Annotated in this window: 10 protein-coding genes; 1 reads left to right on the top strand and 9 read right to left on the bottom strand. The window is 72.5% G+C overall.

The features are described 5' to 3' along the window. Positions 1-830: M20/M25/M40 family metallo-hydrolase (locus ACFE60_RS14200; protein WP_375389518.1), on the bottom strand; the 830-nt coding region annotated here is incomplete at its 3' end. Between the two features lie 38 nt (positions 831-868). On the opposite strand from ACFE60_RS14200, the gene ACFE60_RS14195 reads away from it, so the two are divergent. Then, the gene (locus ACFE60_RS14195; protein WP_375389517.1) at positions 869-1429 is read left to right on the top strand and encodes a DUF3043 domain-containing protein; all 561 of its coding nucleotides are present in this window, start codon (positions 869-871) and stop codon (positions 1427-1429) included. Between the two features lie 3 nt (positions 1430-1432). On the opposite strand, the gene ACFE60_RS14190 is transcribed toward ACFE60_RS14195, so the two are convergent. The 8 genes from ACFE60_RS14190 to ACFE60_RS14155 all read right to left on the bottom strand — a co-directional run bounded on the left by ACFE60_RS14190 (position 1433) and on the right by ACFE60_RS14155 (position 10533). Further along, on the bottom strand, positions 1433-2461 hold the full coding sequence (locus ACFE60_RS14190; RefSeq protein ID WP_375389516.1) for a quinone-dependent dihydroorotate dehydrogenase: 1029 nt from the start codon (positions 2459-2461) through the stop codon (positions 1433-1435). 7 nt (positions 2462-2468) lie between these two features. Next, positions 2469-2954, bottom strand: a complete 486-nt coding sequence (gene nrdR / locus ACFE60_RS14185; RefSeq protein ID WP_375389515.1) for a transcriptional regulator NrdR — start codon at positions 2952-2954, stop codon at positions 2469-2471. A 58-nt stretch (positions 2955-3012) separates the two neighbouring features. Beyond that, the gene (gene hisD / locus ACFE60_RS14180) at positions 3013-4347 is read right to left on the bottom strand and encodes a histidinol dehydrogenase (RefSeq protein WP_375389514.1); all 1335 of its coding nucleotides are present in this window, start codon (positions 4345-4347) and stop codon (positions 3013-3015) included. Between the two features lie 22 nt (positions 4348-4369). Continuing rightward, positions 4370-7876, bottom strand: coding sequence for a DNA polymerase III subunit alpha (gene dnaE / locus ACFE60_RS14175; protein ID WP_375389513.1), 3507 nt, complete (start codon positions 7874-7876; stop codon positions 4370-4372). 84 nt (positions 7877-7960) lie between these two features. Further along, positions 7961-8293 (bottom strand): hypothetical protein, encoded by a 333-nt coding sequence (locus ACFE60_RS14170; RefSeq protein WP_375389512.1) that lies wholly within the window; start codon positions 8291-8293, stop codon positions 7961-7963. A 107-nt stretch (positions 8294-8400) separates the two neighbouring features. Further along, positions 8401-9318: an RluA family pseudouridine synthase gene (locus ACFE60_RS14165; RefSeq protein WP_375389511.1), complete on the bottom strand. Its 918-nt coding sequence runs from the start codon at positions 9316-9318 to the stop codon at positions 8401-8403. Between the two features lie 2 nt (positions 9319-9320). Further along, positions 9321-9899 (bottom strand): signal peptidase II, encoded by a 579-nt coding sequence (lspA, locus tag ACFE60_RS14160; protein ID WP_375389510.1) that lies wholly within the window; start codon positions 9897-9899, stop codon positions 9321-9323. Beyond that, positions 9889-10533 carry a DivIVA domain-containing protein gene (locus ACFE60_RS14155; RefSeq protein WP_375389509.1) on the bottom strand — a complete coding sequence of 215 codons (645 nt, stop codon included), beginning with the start codon at positions 10531-10533 and terminating at the stop codon, positions 9889-9891. The genes lspA and ACFE60_RS14155 overlap by 11 nt, the downstream gene beginning before the upstream one ends. Between the last annotated feature and the right edge of the window lie 299 nt (positions 10534-10832).

Raw genomic sequence — 10832 nt, 5'->3', positions numbered from 1 at the left:
ATCAGCCCGTGGACGCTGCCCGTGTCGACCCGCGTCGTCAGCCCGTCGACGGCGACGGAGCCGTCGTCGGCCCAGACGGTGCCGAGCAGCCGGATCGCGGCGAGCGGCGCGTCGGGCACCGCGCCGCCGTACATGCCGGAGTGGCTCGCGTGGTCGAGCGTCGCGATCGTCAGGTTCGCGGTGACGTTGCCGCGCAGCGACGAGGTCAGCCCCGGCACGGTGGTGCTGACGTTGTCGGAGTCGGCGACGACGATCACGTCGGCCTCGAGCAGCCGGTGGTGATCGGCGAGGAACGCGTCGAAGGAGCGGGAGCCCGCCTCCTCCTCCCCCTCGACGAACACGGCGATGCCCACCTCGAGGTCGTCGCCGAGCGCCAGCGCCGCCGCCGTGATCGCCGCGACGTGCGTCACGACCCCGGCCTTGTCGTCGGAGGCGCCGCGGCCGAAGAGCCGCTCCCCGACGAGGGTCGGCTCGAACGGCGGCGTCTCCCACAGGTCGTCGCGGCCGGCCGGCTGCACGTCGTGGTGGGCGTAGAGCAGCACGGTCGGCCGACCGGGTGCCGCAGGACGCCTGGCGACGACCGCGGGCGACCCCGTCGCCGTCCCCTGCTCGGTCGGGTACTCGGCGCGGAGCACCTCGACGACCTCGAAGACGCCGGTGGCGCGCAGCAGCTCGGCGACGGCCCCGGCGCTGGTCTCGAGGTGCGCGCGGTCGAACCCGGGGAAGGCGACCGAGGGGATGCGCACCAGCCGTCCCAGCGCGGCGACCGCGGCCGGGAACCCGGCGGACACGGCATCGACGACGGGCTGCTCCGCGGGGGTGATGGGCATGGCGGTAACCTTAGAAGTCCGAACGAGGAGGCTCCCCCATGGCGAAGCGGACCACGGAAGCACCCGCCGAGCCGGAGGTGCCGGTCGTCGGCAAGGGCCGAGCGACGCCGTCGCGCCGGGAGCGCGAGGCCGCCAACAGGCGGCCGATCGTCGTCACCGACCGCAAGGCCGCACGGCGCGCCTCCAAGTCCCGCGAGGCGGAGCGCCGCGAGCGCGCCCGCCTGGGCATGGCCAACGGGGAGGAGCGCTACCTGCCGGCCCGCGACCGCGGTCCGCAGCGCCGCTTCGCCCGGGACTGGGTCGACGCGCAGTGGTCGATCGGCGAGTTCCTGATCCCCGTGTTCGTGCTGTTCTTCATCGCGACGCTGCTGATCCCGGCGGCGACCTGGCTGTTCGCGCCGCTGTACGGCTTCCTCGCGCTGGTGATCGTCGACGGCCTGATCCGGGCCGCGATCATCCGCCGGCGGCTCACGGCGAGGCTGGGCGACCGGGGCAAGGTCGAGCGGGGCCTCAACCTGTACGTGCTGATGCGCTCGGCGCAGTTCCGCAGCCTGCGGGTGCCGAAGCCCCAGGTCAAGCGCGGCGCGAAGGTCGAGTAGGGCTCAGGCCCTGCCGAGGTCGGCGGCCCAGCCGGGTCCCCGGTACAGGAACGCGGTGTAGCCCTGCACCAGGTCGGCGCCGGCGGACAGGCGGGCGCGCACGTCGGCCCTCGACGTCACGCCGCCGACGCTGATCACGCACGCGCCCGCGGGCAGCGCCTCGCGCAGCAGGTGGAGGATCTCGAGCGACCGGGCCGCGACCGGCGGCCCGGACAGCCCGCCTGCCCCCATCGCCGCGACCGCCGCGGCCGGCGTGCGGAGCCCCTCCCGCCCCGTGGTCGTGTTCGTCGCGACGACCCCGCCGAGTCCGAGTCGGCCCGCGAGCAGGGCGATGTGCCGGACCGCGTCGTCGTCGTGGGCGGGGGCGATCTTCACGAGCAGCGGCGTCGAGCCGCACTCCGCGAGCACGGCGGCCAGCAGCGGCTCCAGCAGGTCGAGCTCCTGCAGGCCCCGGAGGCCCGGGGTGTTCGGCGAGGACACGTTCACCACGAGGTAGTCGGCGAGCGGGGCGAGCAGCCGGGCGCTGAACCGGTAGTCGTCGATCGCGTCCTCGACGGCCGTGACCCGGCTCTTGCCGATGTTCACGCCGAGCACCGGCAGGCCTCCGGCGCGCCGGAGGCGAGCGAGCCGCGCGGCGACGACCTCGGCGCCGTTGTTGTTGAAGCCCATCCGGTTGATCAGCGCCCGGTCGGCCGGCAGCCGGAACAGACGCGGCTTCGGGTTGCCGGGCTGCGGCTGCGCGGTCACGGTGCCGATCTCGACGTGGCCGAACCCGAGGGCCGCGAGGCCGCGCAGGCCGACCGCGTTCTTGTCGAAGCCCGCGGCGAGGCCGAAGGGGGTCGGCAGGTCGAGGCCCATCGTCGCGACCGGGCGACCGCGGCGCGTCGTCCGGCGGCGGAGGCGGTACGCGGCCCGCGGCGATGCGCCGAGCGCGCGGATCGCGAGCATCGCCGCGTGGTGCGCGGTCTCCGGCGGCAGCCGCACGAGCACGACCGAGAAGAGGGCGCGGTAGAGCCGCTCGACCGCCGTCACGGCGTGGTCAGGCTCCGGTCGCGGAGGAGGACACGTCGTCCTTCGACGCCGCCTCGACCCGCAGCAGCGTGATCGCCGCCTCGAAGTCGTCGAGCGAGGTGAAGCCCTGGTAGACGCTCGCGAAGCGGAGGTACGCGACCTCGTCGAGCTCGCGGAGCGGGGGCAGCACGGCGAGGCCGATGTCGTTCGCCTCGACCTGGCTCGCCCCGGTCGCACGGATCGCCTCCTCGACCCGCTGCGCCAGCAGCGCGAGGTCGGAGTCGGTGACCGGACGGCCCTGGCAGGCCTTCCTCACGCCGGCGACGACCTTCTCGCGGCTGAACGGCTCGAGCACGCCGCCCCGCTTGATGACCGACAGGCTCGCGGTCTCGGTGGTGGAGAAGCGGCGGTGGCAGTTCGGGCACTGCCGGCGCCTGCGGATGGCGAGGCCGTCGTCGCTCACGCGGGAGTCGACGACCCTGGTGTCCGGGTTCCGGCAGAACGGGCAGTGCATCGGGCCCCGATCCTACCCGGCGGGCTCGACGAACGACACCGGTGTGATTCGGCGCTGATCAGGCGCTGCGCTGCTCGGGCCCCGCGCCGGCCGGGAACCTCGCATCGACGGCGTCGCCGTGCGCGGGCAGCCCCTCCGCGTCGGCCAGCGCGCGGACGATCGGTCGCGCCTCCCGCAGGGCGTCCAGGTCGTAGTCGATCACCTGCTGCTGGCGGAGGAACGGCCGGACCGACAGGCCCGCGGAGAAGCGCGCGGTGCCGCCGGTCGGCAGCACATGGTTCGACCCCGCCGCGTAGTCGCCGAGGCTGACGGGCGAGCCCGGCCCGACGAACACGGCGCCCGCCTCGGTGAGGTCCGCCACCAGGGGCCACGGGTCCGCCGTCTGCACCTCGAGGTGCTCCGGCGCGTACGCGTTGCTCACCGCGACCGCGGCGGCGAGGTCGTCGACGAGCACGATGCCGGACTGCGGCGCCGTGAGCGCCACCGCGACCCGCTCGCGATGGAAGGCGGCCGCCGCGCGACGCTCGACGGCCGCGTCGACCGCCTCCGCGAGCAGGACGGAGTCGGTGACGAGGACCGCGGCCGCCAGCACGTCGTGCTCAGCCTGGCTCACCAGATCCGCCGCGACCAGGTCGGGCGACGCCCCGGCGTCCGCGATGACGAGGATCTCGGTCGGCCCCGCCTCCGAGTCGATGCCGACCAGCCCCGCGACCGCGCGCTTGGCCGCAGCGACGAAGACGTTCCCCGGCCCCGTGACCACGTCGACCGGATCCAGGCCGATCCCGGGGACGCCGTGGGCGAAGGCGCCGATCGCGCCGGACCCGCCCATCACGTACACCTCGTGCACGCCGAGCAGGCCGGCGGCGCCGAGGATCACGGGGTGCGCACGGCCGCCGTGGTCGCGCTGCGCCGGCGTCGCGAGCGCGATCGCGCGGACGCCGGCGACCTGCGCCGGGACGACGTTCATGACGACGCTGGAGGGGTAGACCGCCCGGCCGCCGGGCACGTACAGCCCGACGCGGCGGACGGGCATCCAGCGCTGCAGCACCCGCGCGCCGTCGCCGAGGCGCGTGGTCACCGGCTGGGACAGCTGCGCGGCGCTCGCCGCCCTGACGCGCTCGATCGCGATCTCGAGCGCGCGCCGGATGTCGGCCGGCAGCGCCTGCTCGGCCTCGACCACCTGCTCGACCGGCACGCGGACCGCGGGCGGCCGTCCGCCGTCGAACCGGTCCGCCTGGTCCAGCAGCGCCTGCTCGCCGCGCAGCCGGACGTCGTCGATCAGCGCGTGGACGTCCGCTTGCACGGCCCCGGGATCCTGCTCGGGTCGGGGCAGCGCCGCCCGGATCGTCGCGGCGTCCAGGGCGCTCCCCCGCAGGTCGATGGTCCGCAGCACGGTCGTCGAGCCTATCCGGGGCCTAGATGCAGGCGGCCCCGAGCAGGCTCTTCAGCTCGCCGTAGAGGTCCGCCGTGATCTCGACGGGGAACGGGATCTCGAAGACGCGCGCGGTGCCGCCCCTCGTGAGCCGCAGCCGCACCTCCGTGTCGCCGGAATGACGGATCAGCACGTCGGACAGCGAGGTCACCGTCGCGGTGGTCGCGCGGACGTCCGGAAGCGTGATCGTGAGCGGCCCGCCGCCTCCGCTCGATCCGAGGTCGGGCGAGAAGACGCTGTTCGCGTGGATGTTCATGCCGTCGTCGCGGGCGGACACCCGGCCGCGGACGACGACCACGCTGTCGGCGACGAGCGCGGGCGCGAACTCCTGGTAGGCCTTGCCGAGGAACATCACGCTGACCGTGCCGCCGAAGTCCTCGATCTGCACGATGCCGTACTGGTTGCCGGAGTTGCGGGCGACGCGGTGCTGCACCTCCGTCACGAGCCCGGCGAGCGTCACCTGCTCCCCGTCCGGCGGCGTCTCGAGCGCGAGCAGGTCGCCGATGGAGGTGGAGGCGTGCTTCGCGAGGTGCGCCTCCAGCCCGGCGAGCGGATGGTCGGAGACGTAGAGGCCGAGCATCTCCCGCTCGAACGCCAGCTTCTCCTTCTTGCCCCACTCGGGTCGGTCCGGCACGTGGTCCGGGTCCTCCTCGAACTCGAACATGCCGCCGAACAGGTCGACCTGCCCGTTGGCCTCGTTGCGCTTGATCGAGACCGCGGCGTCGACCGAGTCCTCGTGGATCTCGAGCAGCGAGCGCCGCGTGGCGCCGAGCGAGTCGAAGGCGCCCGCCTTGATCAGCGACTCCACGGTGCGCTTGTTCGCGACGACGAGCGGCACCTTGCGCAGGAAGTCGTGGAACGAGGTGAAGCGGCCCTTCTCCTCGCGCGCCCGGATGATCTGCTCGACGACGTTGGCGCCGACGTTCCGGATCGCGCCCATGCCGAACCGGATGTCCTCGCCGACGGCGGCGAAGAAGCCGATCGACTCGTTGACGTCGGGCGGCAGCACCCGGATCCGCATCCGGCGGCACTCGTTCAGGTAGACCGCGAGCTTGTCGCGGGCGTCGCCCACGGAGGTGAGCAGCGCGGCCATGTACTCGGCCGGGAAGTGCGCCTTCAGGTAGGCGGTCCAGTAGGACAGCACGCCGTACGCGGCGGAATGCGCCTTGTTGAAAGCGTAGTCGGAGAACGGCAGCAGGATGTCCCACAGGGTGTCGACCGCGGCGTCGGAGTAGCCGCGCTCGTTCATGCCGGACTTGAAGCCGGCGAACTGCTTGTCGAGCTCGGACTTCTTCTTCTTGCCCATCGCCCTGCGGAGGATGTCGGCCTGACCCAGGCTGAAGCCGGCGAGCTTCTGCGCGATCGCCATGACCTGCTCCTGGTAGACGATCAGGCCGTAGGTCTGGCCGAGCACGTCCGCGAGCGGCTCCGCCAGCTCGGGATGGATCGGCACGATCTCCTGCAGGGCGTTCTTCCGCAGCGCGTAGTTCGTGTGGGAGTTCGCGCCCATCGGACCCGGCCGGTACAGCGCGCCGACCGCGGAGATGTCCTCGAAGTTGTCGGGCTTCATCAGGCGCAGCAGCGCCCGCATCGGCCCGCCGTCGAACTGGAACACGCCGAGGGTGTCGCCGGCGGCGAGCAGCGAGTAGGTGCCCTCGTCGGTGAGCTCCAGGTCCTCGAGGACCGGCCGGTGACCGCGGTTCGCCTTGATGTTGTCGAGGGCGTCCTCGATGATCGTGAGGTTCCTGAGGCCCAGGAAGTCCATCTTGATCAGGCCGAGCGACTCGCACGCCGGGTAGTCGAACTGGGTGACGATCTGGCCGTCCTGCTCGCGACGCTGGATCGGGATCACGTCCGTGAGCGGGACGCTCGACATGATCACGCCGCACGCGTGGACGCCCCACTGGCGCTTCAGGCCCTCGAGGCCGAGGGCGGTGTCGAAGACGGTCCTCGCCTCCGGGTCCATCTCGATCACGGCCCGGATGTCGCCGGCCTCCTTGTACCGCTTGTCCGAGGAGTCGAAGATGCCGGACAGCGAGATGTCCTTGCCCATGATCGCGGGCGGCATCGCCTTGGTGAGCTTCTCCCCCATGCCGAACGGGAACCCGAGCACGCGGCCGGAGTCCTTCAGGGCCTGCTTCGCCTTGATCGTGCCGTAGGTGACGATCTGGCTGACGCGGTCGTCGCCGTACTTGTCCGTGACGTAGCGGAGCACCTCGTCCCGGCGGCGCTCGTCGAAGTCCACGTCGAAGTCGGGCATGGAGACCCGGTCGGGGTTCAGGAACCGCTCGAAGATCAGCCCGTGCACCAGCGGGTCGAGGTCGGTGATCCGCATCGCGTACGCGGCCATCGAGCCGGCGCCCGAGCCGCGGCCGGGGCCGACGCGGATGCCGTGGTTCTTCGACCAGTTGATGAAGTCGGCGACGACCAGGAAGTACCCGGGGAAGCCCATCTGGAGGATGACGGACTTCTCGTACTCGGCCTGCTTGCGCACCGCGTCCGGCACGCCCGCGGGGTAGCGGACCTCGAGGCCGCGGTCGACCTCCTTGACGAACCAGGAGTCCTCGGTCTCCCCCTCCGGCACCGGGAACCGGGGCATGTAGTTCGCGTTCGTGTCGAACTCGATCTCGCAGCGCTCCGCGATGACCAGGGTGTTGTCGCAGGCCTCGGGCAGGTCGCGGAAGATCTGCCGCATCTCCGCTGCGCTCTTCAGGTAGTACTCGTCGCCGTCGAACTTGAACCGGTTCGGGTCGTCGAGCGTGGAGCCGGACTGCACGCACAGCAGCGCCGCGTGGCTGGTCGCGTCCTCGGCGTGCGTGTAGTGCAGGTCGTTCGTCGCGACCAGCGGCAGCGACAGCTCCTTCGCGAGCCGCAGCAGGTCCTGCTGCACCCGCCGCTCGACGCTGATGCCGTGGTCCATGACCTCGACGAAGAAGTTCTCCGCACCGAAGATGTCCCGGAACTCCGCCGCGGCCGCGACGGCCTCGTCCCACTGGCCGAGCCGGAGGCGCGTCTGCACCTCCCCGCCGGGGCAGCCGGTCGTGGCGATCAGGCCCTCGTGGTGCTCGTGCAGCAGCTCCCGGTCCATGCGGGGCTTGAAGTAGTACCCCTCGATCGACGCGCGCGACGACAGCTTGAACAGGTTGTGCAGGCCCTGCGTGCTCTGCGCGAGCAGCGTCATGTGCGTGTAGGCGCCGGAGCCGGAGACGTCGTCGCCGCCGCCGTCGCCCCAGCGGATGCGGGTCTTGTCCGACCGGTGCGTGCCGGGGGTGAGGTACGCCTCGGTGCCGATGATCGCCTTCACGCCGTGCGCCTGGGACTGCTTCCAGAAGTCGAACGCGCCGAACGTGTTGCCGTGGTCGGTGATCGCGATGGCGGGCATGCCCTGCTTCGCGGCCTCGCCGAGCATGTCGCCGAGGCGCGCGGCGCCGTCCAGCATCGAGTACTCGGAGTGCACGTGCAGGTGAACGAAGCTGTCGTTGGCGCCCATCGTGGGAGGACGCTAGCGGCTGCCACGGACAGTGGCAGAGTCCCCTGGTCGGATCGCGTTTCGGGCCCGACGACGACCCGCGGCTCACGTGGATCCGCATCTCGTGCGCGGTTCCGCAGGAACTTCCCGACACGCCGGGCGCCACGCGCGGATCGCCGGCGTGTCGAACGGTTTCTGCGGAACGGCGAACGGGTTCAGCGGAGTCCGCCGGAACCCCTCGACGATCGCTGATCCCGGCGGCAACTCGTCGATCAGCAGGTCGAACCCCGCGCAGTCGAACCACGGGAACGTCCGCAGCATCTCCTCCGGAGACCTGCGCACCCACCGCTCGTCCATCGACATGCCGGCGAAGGCGTCGACCACCGGGTCGCCCGCAAGCTCCTCCGCGTGCCGGTGCAGCGACACGTCGGTCTGCACGACGGGCAGGCCGGCACGGCTCCCGAGCAGGGCGGCGACGGTCGACTCGCCTGCGCCGCTTCCGCCGCCGATCCAGCAGACGTCATCGTCACCGAGCCGAGCCGCCGCTACTCGGCGAGCAGGTCGAGGGCGTGCCGCAGGTCCGGCGGCAGCGGGCTCTCGAACGCGACCTGCTCCCCCGTCGCCGGGTGCTCGAAGCCGAGCCGCGCCGCGTGCAGCCACTGCCGATCGACGCCGAGCCGCTCGGCCAGCACCGGGTCGGCCCCGTACATCGTGTCGCCGACCAGCGGGTGCCGGAGGTGCGCGAGGTGCACCCGGATCTGGTGGGTGCGGCCGGTCTCCAGGTGGACCTCGAGCAGCGTCGCCGCCCGGAACGCCTCCAGGGTGTCGTAGTGGGTCACGGACGGCCGCCCGTCGCTGACCACCGCGAACCGGTAGTCGGCCTTCGGGTGCCTGCCGAGGGGCGCGTCGATCGTGCCGGAGGTCGGGTCCGGGTGCCCCTGCGCGAGCGCGAGGTAGACCTTGTCGACCGTCCGCTCCTTGAACGCCCGCTTCAGCGCCGTGTAGGCGGTCTCGCTCTTCGCGACGACCATCAGCCCGCTGGTGCCGGCGTCGAGGCGGTGCACGACGCCGGCCCGCTCGGCGGCGCCGGAGGTGCTGACCCGCACGCCCGCCGCCGCGAGCCCGCCGACCACGGTCGGCCCGGTCCAGCCGGGCGACGGGTGGGCGGCGACGCCGGCCGGCTTGTCGACGACGATCAGGTCGTCGTCCTCGAACACCACGTCCAGCCCGGGCACGGCGATCGCCTCGACGGCGGTCTCGCGCTCCTCCTCCCAGGTCACGGAGAGGAGGGCGCCCGCCGGCAGCCGGTCGGAGCGACCGGCTGCCCGGAAGTCGAGCTCGACGCCGCCGGCGTCCGCGATCGCCGCCGCGCGGGTGCGGGACAGGCCGAGCAGCTTGGCGAGCCCGGCGTCGACCCGCTCCCCCGCGAGCCCGTCCGGGACCGGCAGCAGACGCTGCGGCACGGTCAGTCCGCCGCCTTCGCCGGCCGCGTGCTGCCGTCGATGCCGCGGCCGAGCAGCGTGAGCAGCACGAACAGGCACATGGAGGTGACGATGGCGGTGTCCGCGACGTTGAAGATCGCGGGCAGCATCCACGGCACGAGGATGAAGTCGACGACGTGACCGACGCCGAACCCGGGCGGCCTGGTCAGGCGGTCGGTGAGGTTGCCGAGCGTGCCGCCGAGCAGCAGGCCGAACAGCGCGCCCCACGCCCAGGAGCGGATGCGGCGCGCGAACCAGACGAGGAACACGACCACCGCGACGGCGATGATCGAGAAGATCCAGGTCGAGCCCGTGGCCAGCGAGAACGCGGCTCCCGGGTTCGCGACCCGCTGGAAGACCAGCGCGTCGCCGAGCACGTGCACCGGCACCCCCGCCGGCAGGTTCGCGATCGCCCAGGCCTTCGCCAGCTGGTCGGCCGCCGCGACGACCGCGGCCACGCCGATCAGCAGCGCGAGCACGCCGCGGCGCACGCGGCCGGACGCGGAACGGGGCGCTGCCGTCTCCGGCAGCGCCCCGTCAGCTCCGCTGGTGTCAGTTGCCACCGAACGCCTGGAACCCCGACGGCGTGGGGACGCCGACGTTGCCGTAGGCCCCCGCCGTCACGACGTTGGACGAGTCGAGCTCGCGCAGCAGGCCCTCGATGTGGCCCTTCAGCTTCTGGCGGTACTCCCGCTCGAAGGTCCGCAGCTCGTCGATGCGGTGCTCGAGCAGCGCGCGGTCCTGCTCCAGCGACGACAGCTGCGCGCGCTGCTTCGACTCGGCGTCGGCGACGACGCGCGCGGCGGTCGCGTGCCCTTCGGCGATCAGCGCGTCGCGCTTCTCGACGCCCTCGCGGACGTGCTCCTCGTGCAGGCGGCGCGCGAGCTGCAGCAGGTTGTTGGTGTTCGACGGGTCGATCGCCCCCGCGTCGACCTGCGCCGTCGGGTAGCTGAGCTGCTGGATCGGGGCCTGCGACGGCTGCTCGCCGGTCTGCGGCACGGAGGAGCGCTGCAGCTCGGCGATGCGCGACTCGCTCGCGATCAGCCGCTGGCGGAGGTCCTCGTTCTCCTGGCCGAGCCGGCGCAGCTCGACGACGACCTCGTCGAGGAAGTCGTCGACCTCGTCCTGGTCGTATCCCTCGCGGAACTTCGTCGGTTGGAATCGCTTGTTGACGACGTCTTCGGGCGTGAGGGCCATGGTCCCACCTTCATGGTTCTCTGCGGGCTGGAATGCAGTGTCGGCAAGGGTAGCGCCAACGGCGCGTGCGGCACCCCGAATCCGGGGGGCGTGCCTCCTCGCGCGTGTCGCGAGCGGCCCTCTCGAGGTGCGCGCCGGGCACCGGTCCGGCGCCGCCGTCAGGTGTTCTGCAGCGCGATGGCGACGTACATCAGCACGATGACGGCGAACATCACGATCGTGAAACCGAAGTCCAGGGCGAACGAGCCGATCCGCAGCGGGGGCAGCACGCGGCGGACCGCCTTGATGGGCGGATCGGT

Origin of the sequence: uncultured Amnibacterium sp. (genome assembly GCF_964245895.1) — a bacterium.
Taxonomy (GTDB): domain Bacteria; phylum Actinomycetota; class Actinomycetes; order Actinomycetales; family Microbacteriaceae; genus Amnibacterium.
The sequence above is the reverse complement of the archived record's forward strand: the minus strand, read 5'-3'. Positions and strand labels throughout refer to the sequence as shown.

Coding starts and splice junctions, on each gene's coding strand:
- ACFE60_RS14195 (WP_375389517.1), top strand. CDS start 869: ATGGCGAAGCGGACCACGGAAGCACCCGCCGAGCCGGAGGTGCCGGTC.
- nrdR (WP_375389515.1), bottom strand. CDS start 2,954: ATGCACTGCCCGTTCTGCCGGAACCCGGACACCAGGGTCGTCGACTCC.
- ACFE60_RS14155 (WP_375389509.1), bottom strand. CDS start 10,533: ATGGCCCTCACGCCCGAAGACGTCGTCAACAAGCGATTCCAACCGACG.
- dnaE (WP_375389513.1), bottom strand. CDS start 7,876: ATGGGCGCCAACGACAGCTTCGTTCACCTGCACGTGCACTCCGAGTAC.